The 22,516-nt window shown below is 56.6% G+C and carries 17 protein-coding genes, 2 tRNA genes and 5 rRNA genes; all 24 read right to left on the bottom strand.

Annotated features, from left to right (window positions below):
• Nucleotides 1-71: 71 nt before the first annotated feature.
• Complete coding sequence (locus tag FNU76_RS13880; protein ID WP_144278754.1) at nucleotides 72-1,019, bottom strand: DMT family transporter; 948 nt, start codon at nucleotides 1,017-1,019, stop codon at nucleotides 72-74.
• Nucleotides 1,020-1,237: 218 nt separating this feature from the next.
• Nucleotides 1,238-2,734, bottom strand: a complete 1,497-nt coding sequence (gene ppx / locus FNU76_RS13875) for an exopolyphosphatase (RefSeq protein ID WP_144278753.1) — start codon at nucleotides 2,732-2,734, stop codon at nucleotides 1,238-1,240.
• 165 nt (nucleotides 2,735-2,899) lie between these two features.
• On the bottom strand, nucleotides 2,900-3,598 hold the full coding sequence (gene phoU / locus FNU76_RS13870; protein ID WP_144278752.1) for a phosphate signaling complex protein PhoU: 699 nt from the start codon (nucleotides 3,596-3,598) through the stop codon (nucleotides 2,900-2,902).
• Nucleotides 3,599-3,780: 182 nt separating this feature from the next.
• Entirely contained in the window at nucleotides 3,781-4,437 is a 657-nt protein-coding gene (rpiA, locus tag FNU76_RS13865) for a ribose-5-phosphate isomerase RpiA (protein WP_144278751.1), read from the bottom strand.
• Nucleotides 4,438-4,467: 30 nt separating this feature from the next.
• Entirely contained in the window at nucleotides 4,468-5,085 is a 618-nt protein-coding gene (locus FNU76_RS13860) for a MarC family protein (protein ID WP_144278750.1), read from the bottom strand.
• An 80-nt stretch (nucleotides 5,086-5,165) separates the two neighbouring features.
• Nucleotides 5,166-5,516 carry a RidA family protein gene (locus tag FNU76_RS13855; RefSeq protein ID WP_144278749.1) on the bottom strand — a complete coding sequence of 117 codons (351 nt, stop codon included), beginning with the start codon at nucleotides 5,514-5,516 and terminating at the stop codon, nucleotides 5,166-5,168.
• Between the two features lie 67 nt (nucleotides 5,517-5,583).
• Nucleotides 5,584-6,780 carry a DesA family fatty acid desaturase gene (locus FNU76_RS13850; protein WP_144278748.1) on the bottom strand — a complete coding sequence of 399 codons (1,197 nt, stop codon included), beginning with the start codon at nucleotides 6,778-6,780 and terminating at the stop codon, nucleotides 5,584-5,586.
• 54 nt (nucleotides 6,781-6,834) lie between these two features.
• Entirely contained in the window at nucleotides 6,835-8,157 is a 1,323-nt protein-coding gene (locus FNU76_RS13845) for a mechanosensitive ion channel family protein (protein ID WP_144278747.1), read from the bottom strand.
• A gap of 8 nt (nucleotides 8,158-8,165) precedes the next feature.
• Nucleotides 8,166-8,660 carry a D-glycero-beta-D-manno-heptose 1-phosphate adenylyltransferase gene (gene rfaE2, locus FNU76_RS13840; protein WP_144278746.1) on the bottom strand — a complete coding sequence of 165 codons (495 nt, stop codon included), beginning with the start codon at nucleotides 8,658-8,660 and terminating at the stop codon, nucleotides 8,166-8,168.
• A 5-nt stretch (nucleotides 8,661-8,665) separates the two neighbouring features.
• A complete protein-coding gene (locus FNU76_RS13835) occupies nucleotides 8,666-9,535 on the bottom strand; it encodes a ferritin family protein (RefSeq protein WP_144278745.1) in 870 nt (289 codons plus the stop codon).
• A gap of 94 nt (nucleotides 9,536-9,629) precedes the next feature.
• Entirely contained in the window at nucleotides 9,630-10,913 is a 1,284-nt protein-coding gene (locus FNU76_RS13830; RefSeq protein ID WP_144278744.1) for an RNA polymerase sigma factor, read from the bottom strand.
• Nucleotides 10,910-11,317, bottom strand: a complete 408-nt coding sequence (locus FNU76_RS13825; RefSeq protein WP_144278743.1) for a VOC family protein — start codon at nucleotides 11,315-11,317, stop codon at nucleotides 10,910-10,912. The genes FNU76_RS13830 and FNU76_RS13825 overlap by 4 nt, the downstream gene beginning before the upstream one ends.
• Nucleotides 11,318-11,351: 34 nt before the next feature.
• Entirely contained in the window at nucleotides 11,352-11,879 is a 528-nt protein-coding gene (locus tag FNU76_RS13820; RefSeq protein WP_144278742.1) for an SRPBCC family protein, read from the bottom strand.
• A gap of 28 nt (nucleotides 11,880-11,907) precedes the next feature.
• Complete coding sequence (locus tag FNU76_RS13815; protein ID WP_144278741.1) at nucleotides 11,908-12,318, bottom strand: YciI family protein; 411 nt, start codon at nucleotides 12,316-12,318, stop codon at nucleotides 11,908-11,910.
• 141 nt (nucleotides 12,319-12,459) lie between these two features.
• On the bottom strand, nucleotides 12,460-12,813 hold the full coding sequence (locus FNU76_RS13810; RefSeq protein ID WP_144278740.1) for a YciI family protein: 354 nt from the start codon (nucleotides 12,811-12,813) through the stop codon (nucleotides 12,460-12,462).
• A gap of 133 nt (nucleotides 12,814-12,946) precedes the next feature.
• Nucleotides 12,947-13,060: ribosomal RNA gene (gene rrf / locus FNU76_RS13805) — 5S ribosomal RNA — on the bottom strand.
• A gap of 148 nt (nucleotides 13,061-13,208) precedes the next feature.
• Nucleotides 13,209-16,092, bottom strand: a 23S ribosomal RNA gene (locus FNU76_RS13800).
• A gap of 252 nt (nucleotides 16,093-16,344) precedes the next feature.
• Nucleotides 16,345-16,420 (bottom strand) — tRNA-Ala (locus FNU76_RS13795).
• 9 nt (nucleotides 16,421-16,429) lie between these two features.
• Nucleotides 16,430-16,506: transfer RNA gene (locus FNU76_RS13790), tRNA-Ile, on the bottom strand.
• A 103-nt stretch (nucleotides 16,507-16,609) separates the two neighbouring features.
• Nucleotides 16,610-18,145, bottom strand: a 16S ribosomal RNA gene (locus FNU76_RS13785).
• Between the two features lie 294 nt (nucleotides 18,146-18,439).
• Nucleotides 18,440-18,799 (bottom strand): HepT-like ribonuclease domain-containing protein, encoded by a 360-nt coding sequence (locus FNU76_RS13780; RefSeq protein ID WP_144278739.1) that lies wholly within the window; start codon nucleotides 18,797-18,799, stop codon nucleotides 18,440-18,442.
• Complete coding sequence (locus tag FNU76_RS13775) at nucleotides 18,796-19,086, bottom strand: nucleotidyltransferase family protein (RefSeq protein WP_144278738.1); 291 nt, start codon at nucleotides 19,084-19,086, stop codon at nucleotides 18,796-18,798. The genes FNU76_RS13780 and FNU76_RS13775 overlap by 4 nt, the downstream gene beginning before the upstream one ends.
• A 95-nt stretch (nucleotides 19,087-19,181) precedes the next feature.
• A 5S ribosomal RNA gene (gene rrf, locus FNU76_RS13770) occupies nucleotides 19,182-19,295 on the bottom strand.
• A 148-nt stretch (nucleotides 19,296-19,443) separates the two neighbouring features.
• A 23S ribosomal RNA gene (locus FNU76_RS13765) occupies nucleotides 19,444-22,328 on the bottom strand.
• The 16S, 23S and 5S rRNA genes sit together here with 2 tRNA genes alongside, the layout of an rRNA operon.
• Nucleotides 22,329-22,516: the final 188 nt, after the last annotated feature.

Genomic DNA, 22,516 nt, shown 5'->3' with positions numbered 1-22,516 from the left:
ATATAAGAAGCGGCGGATTCTACGAAGCAAGCGCTCATAACACAGTTATTTTTTTCAATCTTTTCATTTAATTACCTAGATAGAGGTTTTTGCGCCACAGTCGCACCCGGCTGCGCTTGACTTTGGCCTTGCGCCCAATATAGGCCCGCAAAAATGATCGCCAGTCCCAGCACGTGGTACAGCGCAAGTTGCTCGTTCAGGAAAATGCCCGCGCCGACCGCGCCGAAGGCGGGAATCAGGTGCAGGAAGCCGGCCGCCCGCGTCGGTCCCAGGCTGGCCACGGCGCGCATATAGGCGGTCAGCGCAATCACCGAAGGGAAGATCCCCAGGTAGAGGATGCTGAGCAGATTGTCTTGATTGACGGCCGGCAAGCCGACGTGCGCGACCTCCCAGGCGAAGAAAGGCAACAGCATCAAGAGACCCAGGGCAATGGTCAGCCAGAGCACCGCAAAGCGATCCAGGCCGTCTGGCAGGCCGCGCAGCAGGACGGTGTAGGCCGACCAGCTGGCAAGCCCGGCAACCACCAGCGCATCGCCGCCATTGAGCTCGAGCCCGAACAGGCGAGCGATATCGCCATGGCAGACGATCAGCAGCACGCCCAGCAGGGAGGCGCCCATCCCGGTCCACTCCCGCCCGGCCAGCGGCTTGCGCCAGACCATCCAGCTCAACAGCATGACCATCAGCGGAATCAGCGCATTGAACAGTACCGCATTGGTCGCATGGGTATGGTGCAGGCCGATATAGATCAGGGTGTTCGAAACGGCGATGCCATAGCCGGCCAGCCAAAGCAGACGCTTCCAGGATTTCAGCAGGCGGGCCTTCTGGGCGCGGATGCGGGGCCAGGCAATCGGCAAGAGTACCAGCATGGCCACCAGCCAGCGGCCGAAGGCCAGGGTGACGGGGGGGATATCCGCGTGCATGGCACGGGCAAGGATAAAGTTGCCGGCCCAGCACAGGGCGGCGAAAACCAGCAGGACATAGGGCATGGCAGCTGCGGAGGGCAGCAAACGGCGAAGCATGGCACAACCTCGGGTAGAGGGATTTCAGGCAGGCCGACGCTTGTGGCGCCGAACCCAAGTAGCTGCCGCCTTGCCTCGGGTAAGAGGCGCAGCGGTCAGGCAGTCGTATCCCACCGGAGAGGCGGGATACGCAAGGGCGCGGATTTTAAAGGATTTTCAGCAAAAAGCCAGTGTGAATTGTGCGGCGCAGCAGAAGATGGGGAACAGCTGACGCGGGGCTACGCCCAATGCTGGAAATTGGCGGACAGTTGCAGCGACTGGCCGATATTGCGCCACTCCTCCGCTTCCTGCAGCAAAGCGGTGTGGGTAAGTGGATTGACCGCCAGCCAGTCATCCGGGGCGTCCAGGCTGAAACCGGTCACGGTTGCTTTCAGTTGGATAGGGGGAGAATCGCGATCGATCCGGCTACGGCAACACAGCACCGCCAGGCGCAGCGACAGCACACGCGCCCACCGGTCGGCGGCATGGCCGCTGCCCAGTTTCTTCAGTCCACCCTTGTGACCCAATACCAGCAAGGCCAAGCGCGACTGTTCATGGCTGGAAAAACCCGGCATATCGGCGTGTTGCAGGATATAGGCGGAGTGCTTGTGATAACTGGAATGGGAAATCGACAAGCCGATCTCGTGCAGCTTGGCGGCCCATAGCAGCAAGGACAGGTCCAGTTCTGGATCGATCGCCATGCTGGCGGCCAATTGCCGATAGAAGTGCTCCGCCAGCTTGGCTACCCGCGTCTGCTGCTGCATATCCACGTGATAGCGGCGCTTGAACTGGGTCACCGTCACCTCGCGCAGATCGCGCTGGTGATGGCGGCCGATCAGGTCGTACAGTACGCCATCCCGCAGGGCACCCAGCGTGATCCCCATATGTTCCACGCCCAGCTCGGCGAATACGGCGGCCATGATGGCAAAGCCGCCGGGCAATACCGGCCGACGGTCGGCGCGCAATCCATTCAGCTGCACGGCATCGATATGGCCGGCCCGCAGCATGATTTCGCGCAATTGCTCCATGCCGACCTGCGTGACGCCGCGCGCCGACAAGCGGTTCAACTCCAGGATATCGCTCAAGGACCGGGCAGTGCCGGACGTGCCGATGGCCAACTGCCAATGCTCGCGGTTGAATTCCTGCACGATGGCCTGCAACTCGCTACGCGCCGCCAGCTCCGCATCGCGAAAAGCTTGCCGCGTCAGCTTGCCGTCGGGAAAGAACTTCAGGCTGTAGCTGACACAACCCATCAGCAGACTCTCGGTCTTCAGCGGCTTGAAATGCTGGCCGACGATAAATTCGGTGGAACCGCCACCGATATCCACCACCAACCGCTTTTCCTTGCTGGCCGGCAGGCTATGCGCCGCGCCGATATAGATCAGGCGCGCTTCTTCACGGCCGGCGATCACTTCGATCGGAAAGCCCAGCGCCGCTTCCGCGCGCGGCAGGAAATCCCCCGCGTTCTTGGCGACGCGCAAGGTATTGGTCGCCACCACCCGCACATGCTCGCGCGGCATGCCGCGGAGGCGCTCGCCGAAACGGGCCAGGGCGGCCAAGGCGCGTGTCTGGCCCTTCTCGTCGAGCTTGCCGTGGTCGTCCAGGGCGGCGGCAAAGCGCACCGTGTCCTTCAGCGCATCAAGGGGATAAATCTGGTCGTCAACGACTCGGGCGACCTGTAAACGGAAGCTATTGGAACCGAGATCGACGGCGGCGATGGTATGCGGGGGGCTCATTCAGGTTCTCGGTCGGCAGGAATGGGCGGATTGTCCGAAGGGCGGACACAAAAAACAAGCCCCACGCACACGCGCGGGGCTTCTGCACGCATTAAACGTCACGAAACCACGACAATTCTTCTGTTTGCTCGCCCAACGCAGCCGTTACGTGCATTGGTGGTACGACTACCGTGCCTGCTTCTCGATTTCTTCTACCGGGCTATGCCTCACATCGATACCCTTGACCAGGTAAACGACATATTCGGCGATATTCTTGGCGTGGTCGCCCACCCGCTCGATCGCCTTGGCGATCTCGATGATTTCCAGCGCCAGGCTGATGGTGCGCGGATCTTCCATCATATACGTGATCAGCTGCCGCTGAATGGCCTTGAACTCCTCGTCCAGCTTGATATCTTCCCGCGCCACCAGGCCGGCCACGGTCGGATCGAGCCGGGCGAAACCGTCCAGCGCCGTGCGCAACATGGTCAGGGCGATATTGGACTGGTAAGTCAGATCGGACATGCGCGGCACATTGATGCGCCCGCCTTCATAGATCTGCTTGGCGCGCCGGGAAATCTTGCAGGCCTTGTCGCCGATGCGTTCCAGATCATTGACCACCTTGATGACGGTCAACACCATGCGCAGATCGCTGGCGGCCGGTTGCCGGCGCGCGATGATATGCATGCAGTCGTCGTCGATTTCGACATGCATGCCATTGACCTGGTTTTCGGTCTCTATCACCTTGTCGATCAGCTCGACATCGCCCGCCTCCAGCGCTTTCATGGCATCGCGAAACTGTTCCTCCACCAGGCCCGCCATGGCCAGGATCTTGCCGCGCGCGGTTTCCAGCTCAACATCGAACTGCTTCGAAATATGTTCGGACATCGTGCAATTCCCTCGGATATAAACGACCCCTCCCCTCGTACAGGGGGAGGCTGAGACATATTCAACTACGCGGCCGCGAAGCAACCACACTTGCGCCGAAAAAAAGGGCGCGATCCTAGCTTGGCATGCCCGCCCGTCCGAGCCAAAAGAAATTTCTGTGACAAGGGCCGGCGGGATGGTGCCTATCGAATCGTCTGTACGCCACTGCTGCCACCAAGCAGCAGTACATCGGCACGGCGGCGGGCGAACAAGCCATTGGTCACCACGCCGACGATCTGATTGATCTCGCCCTCCAGCTTGCCCGGTTCGGCAATGGCCAGGCCGTGCACATCCAGGATGATATTGCCGTTGTCGGTCACCACGCCCTCGCGGTAGACCGGCCGGCCGCCGAGCTGCACCAGCTCCCGTGCGACATGGCTACGCGCCATCGGGATCACTTCCACCGGCAGGGGAAACTTGCCCAAAATATCCACCAGCTTGCTTTCGTCCGCGATGCAGATGAATTGTTCCGCCACCGCCGCCACGATCTTTTCCCGTGTCAACGCAGCCCCGCCGCCCTTGACCGCATGCAGGTGCCGATTGATTTCGTCGGCGCCGTCCACATAGATGGGCAGCCGATCCACGGCATTCAGATCGAACACCGCGATGCCATGCGATTTGAGCCGCGCGGCGGATGCTTCGGAACTGGCTACCGCGCCCTCGATACGGCCCTTGATCTCGGCCAGCGCGTCGATGAAGTGGTTGGCGGTGGAGCCGGTGCCGACGCCGACGACGCAGTTGTCGGGTACAAAGGCGATGGCGGCGCGTGCGGCCGCCTTTTTCATGTCATCAAGCGTCATAGGAACTCCAGGAATGCGGTAAAAGGTGAATTATAAGGGGGGAGCATTACGTATCTGCAGCACAAAGGCCTGGATGCCTCCCAACAGCATTTCGATGGCGATGGCGGTCAATATCAGTCCCATCAGCCGTTCGAAGGCCATGGTGACCTGCTCACCGAGGAATTCCGCGATCTTCTCGGCAAAGCCCAGTACGACGGCGGAGACCAGCATGGCCACCGTCAAGGCGCCTATCCACTCGACGATCCTATCGGGGTCGCGGGACACCATCAGCAGCACGGTCGCGATGGCCGACGGCCCGGCAATAAAGGGTATGGCCAGCGGCACCAGGAAGGGCTCGCCTTTGACCTGGTGGGCGAAGGCGCCTTCCGGGTGGGGAAAGATCATTTTCAGCGAGATCAGGAACAGGATCACGCCGCCGGCGATACCCAGCGAGGTTTCGCTCAGATGCATCACATCCAGGACACGCTGGCCAAAAAACAGGAAGAACAACAGCAGCGAGTAAGCCAGGAACACTTCGCGGATGATGATGCGCCGCCGCCTGGCCGGATCGACCTGGCGCAGCAGTCCGACAAACAGCGGAATATTGCCCAGCGGATCGGTCACCAGGATCAGCAGGACGGTGGCGGAGATAAAGGAGGTGGTTTCCATGAGCTACAGCATAGTGTGAAAAACACGGCCCCCGCTTCACACGATGCGAAACGGGGGCCGATTGATGGGGTAGCCGTGCTTTACAGCGCAGCGACGATCTTGATCTCGACCTTGTAGTCGGGCGAAGCCAGCTTCGATTCCACCGTGGCGCGAGCAGGCGTGTGGCCTTGCGGTACCCAGGCCGACCAGGCTTCGTTCATGCCGTCGTAGTCGGCCATATCGGCCAGCCAGATCTGCGCCGTGAGGATCTTGGTCTTGTCGCTGCCTACTTCGCCAAGCAGCCGGTCTATCATGCCCAGCGTTTCTTCGGTCTGCGCCTTGACACCCAGCTTCAGGGTCGCTTCCGCCACTTGGCCGGCCAGGTAGACCGTATTGTTGTGGACGACGATCTCGGACAGTCGGGGTCCCACGTGGTAACGCTGAATAGACATAGTTCTTCCTTGGATGACAAACGCAACGGGGCGGCCACAGGACCGCCCCGGCTGGACAAGAGGGCAATTATGCCAGGGCTACGCCCCGCAAGCGCAAGGAGAACTCGCGCAGTGCTTCGATACCACTGGCTTCGGCGCGCGCGCACCAATCCTGCAGTTGCTTGAGCAGTTGTTCCTTGGAGCTGGAGGAGCGTTCCCACAGCGCCGTCAACTCCTGGCGCATATTGTAAACCGTATGCAATACCTTGGATTCGGCCAACAGCGCATCCAGCTTGGCTTGATCTTCCGTTGGCGTGTCCTTGCGATCCTGCTTCAGCCAGCGCTTCATGGCGCGCTTGGGATTGAACTGGAATTGCGGCATATGCGGGGCACGTTCGCGCAATTGTTCGATTTCCAGCGCCACGGTGGCTTTCAGCTGGCGGGCATAGACAGCGGCAATCTCATAACGATTGGCAATCACCGCCTGCAAGGTTTCCAGATCGGCTTGCGGCTTGGGTGCGACCACCTTTACCGCCGGCGCGACCCGCTTCACCTTGGCCATTCCCAGCACTTCCAGGGTACGGATATACAACCAGCCGATATCGAATTCCCATGGCTTGTTGGACAGCTTGGCCGATGTCCCGAAGGTATGGTGATTGTTGTGCAGTTCCTCGCCGCCGATCAGGATGCCCCACGGCACGATATTGCGCGAAGCATCTTCGTTTTCGAAATTGCGATAGCCCCAGAAATGGCCGATGCCGTTGATGATGCCGGCGGCGGTGATGGGAATCCAGATCATCTGCACGGCCCAGATCCAGATACCGTTCGGTCCGAACAGCAGCATATTGATGATCGCCATGGCGATCACGCCCCACATGCTGCGCTTGGTATAGACATGGCGTTCCAGCCAATCGTCCGGCGTGCCGTGACCGAAGTTCGCCAGGGTCTCGCTATTCTTCGACTCGACACGGTAGAGCTCCGAGCCTTCCAGCAAGACCTTCTTGATACCGCGTGTTTGCGGGCTATGCGGATCATCCGGCGTCTCGCAACGGGCATGGTGCTTACGATGGACGGCAGCCCACTCCTTGGTGATCATGCCGGTCGTCAGCCACAGCCAGAAGCGGAAGAAATGGCTGGGGATCGGATGCAGATCCAGGGACCGATGCGCCTGATGCCGGTGCAGGAAAATGGTTACCGAAGCGATGGTGATGTGGGTCAGGCCCAGCGCAACGAGGATATACCCCCACCACGGCAGTTCAACCAGGCCATTTAGCCAATGAAGCATTGCAATTCCCTTGTGACGGACTACAAAAAAACAATTTTACGCCTTTTCAATTGCCTAGCGCGTGCTCGAAGATGACACTTCAATACCCGACTCAGCCTTATCGTAATGCAAATGTATTTCCTGGCGCGGGTTGGGGATTTCTATCCCATGCTGACTGAAGGCGCGCCAGATCTGCATGTTCAAGGTCGATCGCAAGGAGCCGGTACCTTGATCCGGATCACCGATCCAGAAGGCCAGTTCCAACTCGATGCCCTTGTCGCCAAACTGTTTCAGGAAAAATGCCGGCGCGGGATCCTTCAATATCCGCTCTTCCTCGGCTGCGGCGGCCAGCAGCAAGCTGCTGACCAAGTCCAGGTTGGCTCCGTAGGCCACCAGAAAGGGCATCACCACCCGGATCAGCTTATTCGAGTGCGACAGATTCAGCACCGTGGAGGTGATCAAGGTTTCGTTGGGGATGATGGCTTCGGTACCATCGCCCAGCTGCAGCAGCACATAGCGCGAGGTGATGCTGGAGATCGTACCCTGCCGATTGTCGATCACAACGATATCGCCGATGCGGATGGACCCATCGAGCAGAATAATAAATCCCGATACATAGTTGCTGGCCACCTTCTGCAATCCGAATCCCAGGCCCACGCCCAGCGCGCCGCCGAAAACCGACAGCACGGTCAGGTCTATCCCTACCAAGGGCAGAGCAATCAATATGCCCATAAGCACCAGAATAGTGCGCAGTACCTTGGTGACCACCACGCGCAGGCTTAAGTCCAGGGAGGTGGCGGCCATCACCCGCTGTTCGGTCAAGCGGCCCAGCCACATGGCGAGCAGTACGGTCACGGCAACCGATATGACGCCATTGATCACCATCAGCAAGTTGATGTCCTGCTTCCCTAGCCGGAACTTGATGCCTATCAAGCCAGCCTCGATTTCCGGCAGTGCACCGGTAATATGCAGGGCAAATACCAGCCAAACCATCCAGGCCAGGACCTTGATGGCCCGCTTTACCCACTCCGACTGGACAAACACCGCTTGCAATAGATAAGCCAGTGCACGCACCAGTACCAGGACCGATAGCAAGCTTGAAAACAGCCTCAATAGGGTGACGCTATGTTCACCGCGCCAAAACACCGTGCCTATCTCCACGCTCACCCAGAAAATCAGCGGGTAAAGCAGCCTGGCCACGCCTTCTGAACTGACTTTCCAATTGGCGGCGCCGGCTCGGCGTACCTTGGGGCGGAGCGCCCGGCTGAACACCCAGGCCGCCAGGGCACTCAACAGAATCACGACCACTTGCGTCAGCAGATAGGGCTCGCTTAGCCCCTGCCGTTGAAATTCCTCGATAAGGTCGTAGAGCGGGGTGGGGTGATGCGTCACAGTCATGGCGGCCCTTATTGTGCAGCGCGAATCTTGCGCAGGGTCGCGGTCGTCGAGGTGTCGAATTGAAAGGGGATGGAATGCACCTGGCCGCCCCGTGCCAGCACTTCGCGGCTACCGACGATCTTGTCGGCGGTCCAATCCCCGCCTTTCACCAAACGGTCGGGCGCGATGGCAAGTATCAGTTCCAGGGGGGTATCGGCATCGAACCAGGTCACCAGATCCACCGCCGCCAAGGCCGCCAGGACGGCAGCACGATTCTCGGTGGGATTGATGGGCCGGTCATCACCCTTGCCCAAGCGCCTGACCGAGGCATCGGTATTGACCGCCACCACCATGCTGGCGCCCAAGGCCCGGGCTTGCGCCAGATAGGTCACATGGCCGCGGTGCAGGATATCGAAACAGCCGTTGGTAAACACCAAGGGCCGGGGAAGCCGTGCCAAACGTTCGGCCAAATGTTCCGGTGCGCAGAGCTTGTCTTCAAAATCAGCGGGGAGATACGGGTTCATGGCGCCTATGCGGCGGCGAGACCATCCGCCACGTGCGTGGTGGCAGCGATCCGACGCTGCAATTCCTTACGGTAGAGATTGAGTTGGGAAGGGGTATCGAAAGTACGGTCGAATAGACTGGCTAGATTGCGCAGGATACCGCCAATCACCCGCGCCTCGCACGCCTTGTCGAAATGAATTTGCTCGTCCAGCCAATGTGCCAGCCAATCCGGATCGGGTAGCCGGCTTTGTATGGTATCTAGCGGATAGAGCGATTGGTTGACGTGCAGATTGGTCGGATGCATGGGCTTACCGGATTTGCCGCTGGCGGCCATCAGCACACCGATCTTGGCAAAGGCATAGCGCGCCTCGTCGCCGAGCCGCTCGATCGCCCGCTTCATATACTTCAGATAGGCCCCCCCATGCCTGGCCTCATCTTGGGAGATGGTCTTGTAGATATGCTTGATCACCGGTTCGCTATGCCAGTCCGATGCCTGCCGATACCATTGGGTGAGCCTCAGCTCGCCGCAAAAATGCAGCATCAACGTTTCCAGGGGAGGAGCGGGATCGAATTCGAATCGGACGGCATGCAGCTCCGCCTCGGTCGGCAGCAGTGCCGGCCGGAAACGACGCAGATATTCCATCAGTACCAGGGAGTGCTTCTGCTCCTCGTAGAACCAGACCGACATAAAGGCGGAGAAATCGCTGTCGTCCCGGTTGTCGCGCAAGAACATTTCGGTCGCGGGTAAAGCCGACCACTCGGTAATGGCGTTCAGCCGAATTGTCTGGGCTTGTTCGTCAGTGAGCCGGGCGGGCTCGAAGGCGTCCCAGGGAATATCGTCCTTCATGCTCCAACGTGCTTTTTCCAGCGACGCAAACAGTTCCGGATACAGCATGATCTTCTCCCGCCAGGATGGTGCGCTCAGCATACGCAAGCAAATCGCTGATTTGATGACAGGGCGAAACAAGATCTGCCGTCCCAGGTCGACACTACGCCCCCACGTCTGCCGCCCGCGCCAGCAACAATGCCCGCTCCCGCCCGTTGCGCGTCATCCCGGCAGCCTGCTTGAACGACGCCCGTGCCGCTTCCATCTGTCCAAGCTTGGCCAGTAGATCGCCCCGCACGCTGGGCAACCAGTGGTAGTTCGCCAGGGCAGGGTGCGCAATCAGTGTGTCGACTATCTCCAAGCCGGCGGCCGGCCCAAAGGCCATGCCGACCGCGACCGCACGATTCAGCTCCACCACGGGAGAGGGCGCGACCTGCGTCAGTGCATCATAAAGCGCCACGATCTGGAACCAGTCGGTATCCGCCGCCGTCTGGGCCCGGGCATGGCAGGCCGATAGGGCGGCTTGCAAGGTATAGGGGCCGCTTGCACCGCCGAGCGACTGCGCTTTCGCCAATGCGCTCAAGCCGCGGCGGATAAGTAGCCGGTCCCAGCGACGACGATCCTGTTCCAACAATAGCACTGGTTGGCCTTGCGCATCGACCCGGGCGTGACTACGTGAAGCCTGGATTTCCATCAAGGCCACCAGCCCGTGTACTTCGCTTTCGTGCGGACTCAGTTCCGCCAGGATACGACCCAGGCGCAGTGCTTCCTCACATAAGGCCGGGCGCATCCAGTCGTCGCCGGCCGTGGCGGCATACCCTTCATTGAAGATAAGGTAGATGACTTCAAGTACCGAGGCCAGCCTGGGCGCACGTGCATCGGCCTGCGGTACTTCGAACGGTACCTTGGCGGCGGTCAGGGTGCGCTTGGCTCGGACGATGCGTTGGGCAATGGTGGCTTCCGGCAACAGGAACGCGCGGGCGATTTCCTCGGTACTCAAACCGCCCAGCAGACGTAGCGTCAGTGCGACCCGCGCCTCGGTGGACAACACCGGATGACAAGCAGTGAAGATCAGCCTGAGCAGGTCGTCGCCGATGTCATCTACCCTGGCGGCATCCAGTGCATCGACAAAGTCCGGTACCAAGTGGGCCTCCAATGCATCCAGATCCCGCCCTAGCTCCTCTTGTTTGCGGGCATGCAAGACGTCTTGCCGCAAACGATCGAGGGCGCGGTGTTTGGCGGTGGTCATCAACCAGGCCGCGGGGTTGATAGGCACACCTTCGATCGGCCAATGCTCCAGTGCCGCCACCAATGCATCCTGTGCCAGTTCCTCCGCCAAGCCGATATCACGCACCAGGCGAGCGACGCAGGCGATGACCTTGGCGGATTCGAGCCGCCAGGTCGCTTCGATCGCCTGGTGCGTCGCTGCCTGGCTTGCATTCATCATGCCGGGCAATCCGCGTTCGGGTCCATATAGGCCAATTCCCAGATATGCCCGTCCAGGTCTTCGAAGCCATGACTGTACATAAAGCCGTAGTCTTGTGGTTTACGTGGCGCAGCGCCACCGGCGGCAATGGCTTTGGCGACCAGTTCGTCCACCTCGGCCCGGCTATCGCAGGAGAGGCAGATCAGGACTTCCGTCGTCTCGCGGGCGTCGTTCAGCGGCTTGCCTGTAAAGGTTTGAAAGAAAGGCCTGGTCAGCAGCATGGTGAAAATATTGTCGCCTACGATCATGCAGGCGCCTTGCTCATTGCTGAATTTCGGCTCGAAATCAAAGCCGATCTGCTTGAAAAAGGCTTTGGAACGGTCGAGATCGGCTACTGCGATATTGAGATAGATCTGCTTATGCATGGCTGTCATTCCTCGTCATATTGCAAAGAAATGGTTAGTGGCGCTCCAGCAAGGTCTTGAGATTGGCCAGGCCGTCATCGAAATCCTTCCCTACCATCTTGTCCATGCTGAAGAACACCTGCATCAGCTTGGAGATAAATGGCGTCGGCCCGTGCATGGCCCAACTGACCTGGGTGCCGTCGCGATCGGCCCGCAAGTTGAATTCGGCCATATTATTAGCGACAAAGGGTTTGAAAAAATCGAGCTTCATGATGACCCTGGATTCGGGCACCGTGTCGACGATGGTCATCCGGCCCACGCCCACCTTCTGGCTCTCCCAGGCATAGACGGCACCGGGGCCGCTGGTGATGGCGCCATACTCGCCTTTGATCGCCGGGTCCTTCTTTTCGAAAGGGTTCCAGCTGTTGAAGCCGTGCAGGTCGTTGATCAGGGCAAAGACCCGCTCGGGTGCGGCCTGGATGCGGGTGCTGCGTTCGATCCGGAAGGTGTCGGGTCGTCTGGCTGCATGGATCAGCAGCAGGAGCAGGGCGATGGCGAGTGCAAGCAGAATAAGGCTGAGCATGATGATTCCTCCAGGATAGGTGGTGGGTCTACAGCTGGGCATCCAATTCACGGAAACGCGCTATGGATTCGCCTGGCGTAAAGTCATCCAGTTCGAACAGCTGGCGGACTTCGATCTCGCCACTCGCTTGCTTGCCATGTGGCGCGGGAAAACGCCGCACCCACTCCATCGCTTCTTCGCGGGATCGCACCTGTATCAAGGTATAGCCGGCGATCAGCTCCTTGGTCTCGGCGAAAGGACCGTCGATGATGGTCCGCTCGCCTTTGTCGTAGCGGACCCGCCAGCCTGCCGAACTGGGCTTGAGCCCGGTAGCATCGAGCAATACGCCGGCTTTGGCCAAGGCTTCGTGGTAGTCCACCATTGCGCCCAGCAGCTGCTCATCGGGCATGACGCCGGCTTCGGTATCGGCATTGGCCTTCACGATAATCATGAATCGCATCGCTCTCTCCTGCTCTGTGGTTGAAGGAAGCGCCAAAAGGTGGGCTTCTATCTACACGACGAACGAGACGAGACCGGATCGACAGGCAAGAGCGATTATTTTGAAATTATTTTCGATGGCCGTTCTGCGGGCCCGGCGGGGCTACTCGAAACAGGGGCCTGTCTCGCGGACCTCGACCGTACACCACTCGGCCGCCGGGCATTCGGCGGCTAAGGCGATGGCTTCTTCACGCGTGGCACAATCGAGCAGGAAGTAGCCGCCCACCATTTCCTTGGCCTCGGCGAATGGGCCGTCCAACAGCGCCTGACGTCCCTCTCTGCGCTGGACCCGTACCCCGTGTTCGCTGGAGGTCAGCGAGTTGCTGCCCAGCAATACGCCGCGTGCCTTGAGATCGGCGGTATAGTCCAACATACGCCGGTAAGCCTGGGCACCTTCCCCTTCGGGCCGCTCGGCGCGCTGTCCCAGCGGTTCGACGATAAGTAGTAGATACGACATGGTGTCTCCAAGGTTAGGTAAGCGCGCTTTCTATATCGCGCCATCTTCTCAAGAGTCCGCACCGCAATCAAACTTTGGGCGCCGCCCAAAGCAAAAACCCCGAACTCATCAAGTTCGGGGTTTTCTATGGGTAGCCTGGCGGTGACCTACTTTCACACGGGTAGTCCGCACTATCATCGGCGCAACGTCGTTTCACGGTCCTGTTCGAGATGGGAAGGCGTGGGTCCAACGCGCTATTGCCGCCAAGCAAAACTGGGGCGAACAATGTGTTTGCACATCGTTCTAGCATTTCTGTGGCTCGCTTCGCACTTAAGCGTCGCAAACCATTCGATAGAAGAAGTAATCTTTTGGGTTGGTTGTACCCGCAAACCCGATGCTCAGGCATCTTGGGTTATAGGATCAAGCCTCACGGGCAATTAGTATCAGTTAGCTTAACGCATTACTGCGCTTCCACACCTGACCTATCAACGTCCTGGTCTTGAACGACCCTTCAGAGGAATCAAGTTCCTAGGGAAGTCTCATCTTAAGGCAAGTTTCCCGCTTAGATGCTTTCAGCGGTTATCTCTTCCGAACTTAGCTACCCGGCGATACGACTGGCGTCATAACCGGTACACCAGAGGTTCGTCCACTCCGGTCCTCTCGTACTAGGAGCAGCCCCCTTCAAACTTCCAACGCCCACTGCAGATAGGGACCAAACTGTCTCACGACGTTTTAAACCCAGCTCACGTACCACTTTAAATGGCGAACAGCCATACCCTTGGGACCGGCTACAGCCCCAGGATGTGATGAGCCGACATCGAGGTGCCAAACTCCCCGTCGATGTGAACTCTTGGGAGGAATCAGCCTGTTATCCCCGGCGTACCTTTTATCCGTTGAGCGATGGCCCTTCCATACAGAACCACCGGATCACTATGTCCTGCTTTCGCACCTGCTCGACTTGTCAGTCTCGCAGTCAAGCATCCTTATGCCATTGCACTATCAGTACGATTTCCGACCGTACCTAGGATACCTTCGAGCTCCTCCGTTACACTTTGGGAGGAGACCGCCCCAGTCAAACTGCCTACCATGCACGGTCCCCGATCCCGATTAGGGACCTAGGTTAGAACCTCAAACACACCAGGCTGGTATTTCAACGTCGGCTCCACGAGAACTAGCGTCCCCGCTTCAAAGCCTCCCAGCTATCCTACACAAGTCTGTTCAAAGTCCAATGCAAAGCTACAGTAAAGGTGCACGGGGTCTTTCCGTCTAGCAGCGGGGAGATTGCATCTTCACAAACATTTCAACTTCGCTGAGTCTCGGGTGGAGACAGTGTGGCCATCGTTACGCCATTCGTGCGGGTCGGAACTTACCCGACAAGGAATTTCGCTACCTTAGGACCGTTATAGTTACGGCCGCCGTTTACCGGGGCTTCGATCAAGAGCTTGCACCCCATCAATTAACCTTCCGGCACCGGGCAGGCGTCACACCGTATACGTCCACTTTCGTGTTGGCACAGTGCTGTGTTTTTAATAAACAGTCGCAGCCACCTTTTCACTGCAACCCCATCGTGCTTCGCGAGCAAGTCGCTACACACTACCGGGGCACACCTTCTCCCGAAGTTACGGTGTCAATTTGCCGAGTTCCTTCACCCGAGTTCTCTCAAGCACCTTAGAATTCTCATCCTACCCACCTGTGTCGGTTTGCGGTACGGTCTTATTGCAACTGAAGCTTAGCGGCTTTTCCTGGAAGCAGAGCATCAACCACTTCGCGAATAAATTCGCTCGTCATCACGCCTCAGCTAATCTCTCCGGATTTGCCTAGAGAGTACGCCTACACGCTTAAACCGGGACATCCAACACCCGGCTGGCCTAGCTTTCTCCGTCCCCGCATCGCATTGCAATAAGGTACGGTAATATTAAACCGTTTCCCATCGACTACGCATTTCTGCCTCGCCTTAGGGGCCGACTCACCCTGCGCCGATGAACGTTGCGCAGGAAACCTTGGGTTTTCGGTGACAAGGAATTTCACCCTGTTTATCGCTACTCATGTCAGCATTCGCACTTCCGATATCTCCAGCAGCCTTCACAAGCCACCTTCACAGACCTACGGAACGCTCCTCTACCATATGTACAAAGTACATATCCCTAGCTTCGGTTATCAGTTTGAGCCCCGTTACATCTTCCGCGCAGGACGACTCGACCAGTGAGCTATTACGCTTTCTTTAAATGATGGCTGCTTCTAAGCCAACATCCTGGCTGTCTATGCCTTCCCACTTCGTTTTCCACTTAACTGATCATTTGGGACCTTAGCTGAGGGTCTGGGTTGTTTCCCTTTCGACACCGGACGTTAGCACCCGATGTCTGTCTCCCATGCTCGCACTTGACGGTATTCGGAGTTTGCCATGGTTTGGTAAGTCTCGATGACCCCCTAGCCATAACAGTGCTCTACCCCCGTCAGTGATACATGAGGCACTACCTAAATAGTTTTCGAGGAGAACCAGCTATTTCCAAGTTTGTTTAGCCTTTCACCCCTATCCACAGCTCATCCCCTAGTTTTGCAACACTAGTGGGTTCGGTCCTCCAGTGCGTGTTACCGCACCTTCAACCTGGCCATGGATAGATCACTTGGTTTCGGGTCTACACCCAGCAACTGAACGCCCTATTCGGACTCGCTTTCGCTACGCCTCCCCTACTCGGTTAAGCTCGCTACTGAATGTAAGTCGCTGACCCATTATACAAAAGGTACGCAGTCACGGAACAAGTCCGCTCCCACTGTTTGTATGCATCCGGTTTCAGGATCTATTTCACTCCCCTCCCGGGGTTCTTTTCGCCTTTCCCTCACGGTACTGGTTCACTATCGGTCGATGATGAGTATTTAGCCTTGGAGGATGGTCCCCCCATCTTCAGACAGGATTTCTCGTGTCCCGCCCTACTTGTCGTACGCTTAGTACCACCCAGTGCTTTTCGTATACGGGGCTATCACCCACTATGGCCGGACTTTCCATTCCGTTCTACTAAGCATTGAATTATCACGTACAGGCTCTTCCGCGTTCGCTCGCCACTACTTACGGAATCTCGGTTGATTTCTTTTCCTTCGGCTACTTAGATGTTTCAGTTCGCCGAGTTCGCCTCCACAGCCCTATGTATTCAGGCTGGGATACCCTTGCGGGTGGGTTTCCCCATTCGGACATCTCCGGATCAAAGCTCAATTGCCAGCTCCCCGAAGCTTTTCGCAGGCTTACACGTCCTTCATCGCCTATCATCGCCAAGGCATCCACCAGATGCACTTATTCGCTTGATCCTATAACCAAAAATGCCTGGTTATCGGTCTTTTGCGTTTGCCCGGATCCATGCGACTAGTCATGAATCCAGTTTCGATACAATCAACCCATTGCAGTTCTTTACTAGAACTACATTGATTACTTCTTCTATCTTGTTAAAGAGCAAAGTACAGATTGGCTAAAGAAGCCAAGCAACAAGAAACTCAAACCCTCCTCTACCTACCCAGGATGCTCGAATTCGCTGTTGTTTGTTTCCTTACCTTCAAAAAGAATGGTGGAGGTTGACGGGATCGAACCGACGACCCCCTGCTTGCAAAGCAGGTGCTCTCCCAGCTGAGCTAAACCCCCTATAACGACTGGTGGGTCAGATAGGAATCGAACCTATGACCCCCGCCTTATCAAGACGGTGCTCTAACCGACTGAGCTACTGACCCAGCTTTCTCTTTGAAGTCTCTGTCCGGTTCCCCGAACAGCACTCCGTACTTCTCAACACACAACCGATAAGTGTAGACACTTGGCCTGTCGGCCTTTCTCTAGAAAGGAGGTGATCCAGCCGCAGGTTCCCCTACGGCTACCTTGTTACGACTTCACCCCAGTCATGAACCCTACCGTGGTAACCGGCCTCCCGAAGGTTAGCCTAGCAACTTCTGGTAGAACCCACTCCCATGGTGTGACGGGCGGTGTGTACAAGGCCCGGGAACGTATTCACCGCGACATGCTGATCCGCGATTACTAGCGATTCCGACTTCATGTAGTCGAGTTGCAGACTACAATCCGGACTACGATCGGCTTTCTGAGATTGGCACCCCCTCGCGGGTTAGCGACCCTCTGTACCGACCATTGTATGACGTGTGAAGCCCTACCCATAAGGGCCATGAGGACTTGACGTCATCCCCACCTTCCTCCGGTTTGTCACCGGCAGTCTCCTTAAAGTGCTCAACTGAATGGTAGCAACTAAGGACAAGGGTTGCGCTCGTTGCGGGACTTAACCCAACATCTCACGACACGAGCTGACGACAGCCATGCAGCACCTGTGTTAACGCTCCCTTTCGGGCACCCTCACGTCTCTGCGAGGTTCGTTACATGTCAAGGGTAGGTAAGGTTTTTCGCGTTGCATCGAATTAATCCACATCATCCACCGCTTGTGCGGGCCCCCGTCAATTCCTTTGAGTTTTAATCTTGCGATCGTACTCCCCAGGCGGTCTACTTCACGCGTTAGCTGCGTTACTAAAGCATTGCTGCTCCAACAACTAGTAGACATCGTTTAGGGCGTGGACTACCAGGGTATCTAATCCTGTTTGCTCCCCACGCTTTCGTGCATGAGTGTCAGTGTTAACCCAGGGGGTTGCCTTCGCCATTGGTGTTCCTCCGCATCTCTACGCATTTCACTGCTACACGCGGAATTCCACCCCCCTCTGCCACACTCTAGCCGTGCAGTCCCAAATGCAGTTCCCAGGTTAAGCCCGGGGATTTCACATCTGGCTTGCACAACCACCTGCGCACCCTTTACGCCCAGTAATTCCGATTAACGCTTGGACCCTACGTATTACCGCGGCTGCTGGCACGTAGTTAGCCGGTCCTTATTCTTCCGGTACTCTCATCCCCACCTAGTATTAGCAGGCAGGATTTGCTCCCGGACAAAAGAGCTTTACAACCCGAAGGCCTTCTTCACTCACGCGGCATGGCTGGATCAGACTTTCGTCCATTGTCCAAAATTCCCCACTGCTGCCTCCCGTAGGAGTCTGGGCCGTGTCTCAGTCCCAGTGTGGCGGATCATCCTCTCAGACCCGCTACGGATCGTTGCCTTGGTGAGCCTTTACCCCACCAACTAGCTAATCCGACATCGGCCGCTCGTATAGCGCGAGGTCTTGCGAGCCCCCGCTTTCATCCGTAGATCGTATGCGGTATTAGCTATCCTTTCGGATAGTTATCCCCCACTACACGGTACGTTCCGATGCATTACTCACCCGTTCGCCACTAACTTGAGGAGCAAGCCCCTCAAATCCGTTCGACTTGCATGTGTAAAGCATGCCGCCAGCGTTCAATCTGAGCCAGGATCAAACTCTTGAGTTCAATCTCTGTTTTTGAAACAAAACTGGCATTGCTTGATTCAACAGCCTAAGCCGTCAAATCTCGTAAGCCTTTAGCCTAAAGCCAAGTGCCTACGCTTATCGGTTGTATCTTGTTAAAGAGCGTTTGCTTGTTCAGACTAACTTGGCTAACATCGAGTGTTTCGCTTCGTTTATTTGTCTGCGTCAGCAGCAGGAGGCGAACTATACGGTTAGCCGCACCGTGCGTCAACACCCTTTTGCAAAATTCCTTAAAGATTCTTAGCCCCGGCCAGAGCAAGCCAATAAATACAATAACTTAAGCTAGCGCAGCGGCCAGCGCCTCTACTTGGCATTCCAAGCCAGGGAGATCATTTTGGATGGTCTTCCAGACGATTTCCAGATCAACCTTGAAGTAGCCGTGCGCCAAGGCGTTGCGCATTTCATAGGCAAACGCCCATGGCACTTCCGGATGGTCGGCGGCGAAGTCGGGATAGTGGCGTTCGATGTTCCGGCAGGCCTCGCCAATGATCTCGAAATTACGGATTACCGCATCCTGCACCATTTCGTTCTCCAGGAAGACCCTGCAGGTAGCAGCTTCGGTGTAGCGCTGGATACGCGCGATGGCTTGCAAGACGTGATTCAGATAGTCGGCCAGGCGCTGGGTGTCGCGGCTCATACCGGAATGGCCTCGGCTAGCACCGTGTCGCGGAATTTGTCTGGCAGCGCCTTGGGCGTCAGCACGTCCACCGGCACGCCAAGCAACTTGCGCAGCTCATGGCGGATGGCGCCGATGTCGAACAGGGTGGTTTCTGGCGTTGGATCGATCAAGAGATCAAGATCGCTGGCTTCGGTATCGGCGCCGTGGGCAACCGAACCGAATACGCGGACATTGCAGCCTCGATGCGCCGCGACGACGCGGCGGATGTCGTCGCGATGGGCTTGCAGGGCAATAGACGGCTTCATGGTCTCAATGTGCATTGATTGATACGCACAGTCAAGGCACTTGAAACCAAAAGCAAAAACCCCGAACTCATCGAGTTCGGGGTTTTCTATGGGTAGCCTGGCGGTGACCTACTTTCACACGGGTAGTCCGCACTATCATCGGCGCAACGTCGTTTCACGGTCCTGTTCGAGATGGGAAGGCGTGGGTCCAACGCGCTATTGCCGCCAAGCAAAACTGGGGCGAACAATGTGTTTGCACATCGTTCTAGCATTTCTGTGGCTCGCTTCGCACTTAAGCGTCGCAAACCATTCGATAGAAGAAGTAATCTTTTGGGTTGGTTGTACCCGCAAACCCGATGCTCAGGCATCTTGGGTTATAGGATCAAGCCTCACGGGCAATTAGTATCAGTTAGCTTAACGCATTACTGCGCTTCCACACCTGACCTATCAACGTCCTGGTCTTGAACGACCCTTCAGAGGAATCAAGTTCCTAGGGAAGTCTCATCTTAAGGCAAGTTTCCCGCTTAGATGCTTTCAGCGGTTATCTCTTCCGAACTTAGCTACCCGGCGATACGACTGGCGTCATAACCGGTACACCAGAGGTTCGTCCACTCCGGTCCTCTCGTACTAGGAGCAGCCCCCTTCAAACTTCCAACGCCCACTGCAGATAGGGACCAAACTGTCTCACGACGTTTTAAACCCAGCTCACGTACCACTTTAAATGGCGAACAGCCATACCCTTGGGACCGGCTACAGCCCCAGGATGTGATGAGCCGACATCGAGGTGCCAAACTCCCCCGTCGATGTGAACTCTTGGGAGGAATCAGCCTGTTATCCCCGGCGTACCTTTTATCCGTTGAGCGATGGCCCTTCCATACAGAACCACCGGATCACTATGTCCTGCTTTCGCACCTGCTCGACTTGTCAGTCTCGCAGTCAAGCATCCTTATGCCATTGCACTATCAGTACGATTTCCGACCGTACCTAGGATACCTTCGAGCTCCTCCGTTACACTTTGGGAGGAGACCGCCCCAGTCAAACTGCCTACCATGCACGGTCCCCGATCCCGATTAGGGACCTAGGTTAGAACCTCAAACACACCAGGCTGGTATTTCAACGTCGGCTCCACGAGAACTAGCGTCCCCGCTTCAAAGCCTCCCAGCTATCCTACACAAGTCTGTTCAAAGTCCAATGCAAAGCTACAGTAAAGGTGCACGGGGTCTTTCCGTCTAGCAGCGGGGAGATTGCATCTTCACAAACATTTCAACTTCGCTGAGTCTCGGGTGGAGACAGTGTGGCCATCGTTACGCCATTCGTGCGGGTCGGAACTTACCCGACAAGGAATTTCGCTACCTTAGGACCGTTATAGTTACGGCCGCCGTTTACCGGGGCTTCGATCAAGAGCTTGCACCCCATCAATTAACCTTCCGGCACCGGGCAGGCGTCACACCGTATACGTCCACTTTCGTGTTGGCACAGTGCTGTGTTTTTAATAAACAGTCGCAGCCACCTTTTCACTGCAACCCCATCGTGCTTCGCGAGCAAGTCGCTACACACTACCGGGGCACACCTTCTCCCGAAGTTACGGTGTCAATTTGCCGAGTTCCTTCACCCGAGTTCTCTCAAGCACCTTAGAATTCTCATCCTACCCACCTGTGTCGGTTTGCGGTACGGTCTTATTGCAACTGAAGCTTAGCGGCTTTTCCTGGAAGCAGAGCATCAACCACTTCGCGAATAAATTCGCTCGTCATCACGCCTCAGCTAATCTCTCCGGATTTGCCTAGAGAGTACGCCTACACGCTTAAACCGGGACATCCAACACCCGGCTGGCCTAGCTTTCTCCGTCCCCGCATCGCATTGCAATAAGGTACGGTAATATTAAACCGTTTCCCATCGACTACGCATTTCTGCCTCGCCTTAGGGGCCGACTCACCCTGCGCCGATGAACGTTGCGCAGGAAACCTTGGGTTTTCGGTGACAAGGAATTTCACCCTGTTTATCGCTACTCATGTCAGCATTCGCACTTCCGATATCTCCAGCAGCCTTCACAAGCCACCTTCACAGACCTACGGAACGCTCCTCTACCATATGTACAAAGTACATATCCCTAGCTTCGGTTATCAGTTTGAGCCCCGTTACATCTTCCGCGCAGGACGACTCGACCAGTGAGCTATTACGCTTTCTTTAAATGATGGCTGCTTCTAAGCCAACATCCTGGCTGTCTATGCCTTCCCACTTCGTTTTCCACTTAACTGATCATTTGGGACCTTAGCTGAGGGTCTGGGTTGTTTCCCTTTCGACACCGGACGTTAGCACCCGATGTCTGTCTCCCATGCTCGCACTTGACGGTATTCGGAGTTTGCCATGGTTTGGTAAGTCTCGATGACCCCCTAGCCATAACAGTGCTCTACCCCCGTCAGTGATACATGAGGCACTACCTAAATAGTTTTCGAGGAGAACCAGCTATTTCCAAGTTTGTTTAGCCTTTCACCCCTATCCACAGCTCATCCCCTAGTTTTGCAACACTAGTGGGTTCGGTCCTCCAGTGCGTGTTACCGCACCTTCAACCTGGCCATGGATAGATCACTTGGTTTCGGGTCTACACCCAGCAACTGAACGCCCTATTCGGACTCGCTTTCGCTACGCCTCCCCTACTCGGTTAAGCTCGCTACTGAATGTAAGTCGCTGACCCATTATACAAAAGGTACGCAGTCACGGAACAAGTCCGCTCCCACTGTTTGTATGCATCCGGTTTCAGGATCTATTTCACTCCCCTCCCGGGGTTCTTTTCGCCTTTCCCTCACGGTACTGGTTCACTATCGGTCGATGATGAGTATTTAGCCTTGGAGGATGGTCCCCCCATCTTCAGACAGGATTTCTCGTGTCCCGCCCTACTTGTCGTACGCTTAGTACCACCCAGTGCTTTTCGTATACGGGGCTATCACCCACTATGGCCGGACTTTCCATTCCGTTCTACTAAGCATTGAATTATCACGTACAGGCTCTTCCGCGTTCGCTCGCCACTACTTACGGAATCTCGGTTGATTTCTTTTCCTTCGGCTACTTAGATGTTTCAGTTCGCCGAGTTCGCCTCCACAGCCCTATGTATTCAGGCTGGGATACCCTTGCGGGTGGGTTTCCCCATTCGGACATCTCCGGATCAAAGCTCAATTGCCAGCTCCCCGAAGCTTTTCGCAGGCTTACACGTCCTTCATCGCCTATCATCGCCAAGGCATCCACCAGATGCACTTATTCGCTTGATCCTATAACCAAAAATGCCTGGTTATCGGTCTTTTGCGTTTGCCCGGATCCATGCGACTAGTCATGAATCCAGTTTCGATACAATCAACCCATTGCAGTTCTTTACTAGAACTACATTGATTACTTCTTCTATCTTGTTAAAGAGCAAAGTACAGATTGGCTAAAGAAGCCAAGCAACAAGAAACTCAAA

The sequence above is a fragment of the Chitinimonas arctica genome, assembly GCF_007431345.1.
In the GTDB taxonomy this organism is placed as follows: Bacteria; Pseudomonadota; Gammaproteobacteria; order Burkholderiales; family Chitinimonadaceae; genus Chitinimonas; species Chitinimonas arctica.
This window is presented reverse-complemented; position numbering and strand designations above follow the sequence as displayed.

Excerpts from the sequence above, each read along its gene's own strand:
- FNU76_RS13880 (WP_144278754.1), bottom strand. The coding sequence starts at position 1,019 with ATGCTTCGCCGTTTGCTGCCCTCCGCAGCTGCCATGCCCTATGTCCTG.
- ppx (WP_144278753.1), bottom strand. The coding sequence starts at position 2,734 with ATGAGCCCCCCGCATACCATCGCCGCCGTCGATCTCGGTTCCAATAGC.
- phoU (WP_144278752.1), bottom strand. The coding sequence starts at position 3,598 with ATGTCCGAACATATTTCGAAGCAGTTCGATGTTGAGCTGGAAACCGCG.
- rpiA (WP_144278751.1), bottom strand. The coding sequence starts at position 4,437 with ATGACGCTTGATGACATGAAAAAGGCGGCCGCACGCGCCGCCATCGCC.
- FNU76_RS13860 (WP_144278750.1), bottom strand. The coding sequence starts at position 5,085 with ATGGAAACCACCTCCTTTATCTCCGCCACCGTCCTGCTGATCCTGGTG.
- FNU76_RS13855 (WP_144278749.1), bottom strand. The coding sequence starts at position 5,516 with ATGTCTATTCAGCGTTACCACGTGGGACCCCGACTGTCCGAGATCGTC.
- FNU76_RS13850 (WP_144278748.1), bottom strand. The coding sequence starts at position 6,780 with ATGCTTCATTGGCTAAATGGCCTGGTTGAACTGCCGTGGTGGGGGTAT.
- FNU76_RS13845 (WP_144278747.1), bottom strand. The coding sequence starts at position 8,157 with ATGACTGTGACGCATCACCCCACCCCGCTCTACGACCTTATCGAGGAA.
- rfaE2 (WP_144278746.1), bottom strand. The coding sequence starts at position 8,660 with ATGAACCCGTATCTCCCCGCTGATTTTGAAGACAAGCTCTGCGCACCG.
- FNU76_RS13835 (WP_144278745.1), bottom strand. The coding sequence starts at position 9,535 with ATGCTGTATCCGGAACTGTTTGCGTCGCTGGAAAAAGCACGTTGGAGC.
- FNU76_RS13830 (WP_144278744.1), bottom strand. The coding sequence starts at position 10,913 with ATGATGAATGCAAGCCAGGCAGCGACGCACCAGGCGATCGAAGCGACC.
- FNU76_RS13825 (WP_144278743.1), bottom strand. The coding sequence starts at position 11,317 with ATGCATAAGCAGATCTATCTCAATATCGCAGTAGCCGATCTCGACCGT.
- FNU76_RS13820 (WP_144278742.1), bottom strand. The coding sequence starts at position 11,879 with ATGCTCAGCCTTATTCTGCTTGCACTCGCCATCGCCCTGCTCCTGCTG.
- FNU76_RS13815 (WP_144278741.1), bottom strand. The coding sequence starts at position 12,318 with ATGCGATTCATGATTATCGTGAAGGCCAATGCCGATACCGAAGCCGGC.
- FNU76_RS13810 (WP_144278740.1), bottom strand. The coding sequence starts at position 12,813 with ATGTCGTATCTACTACTTATCGTCGAACCGCTGGGACAGCGCGCCGAG.
- FNU76_RS13780 (WP_144278739.1), bottom strand. The coding sequence starts at position 18,799 with ATGAGCCGCGACACCCAGCGCCTGGCCGACTATCTGAATCACGTCTTG.
- FNU76_RS13775 (WP_144278738.1), bottom strand. The coding sequence starts at position 19,086 with ATGAAGCCGTCTATTGCCCTGCAAGCCCATCGCGACGACATCCGCCGC.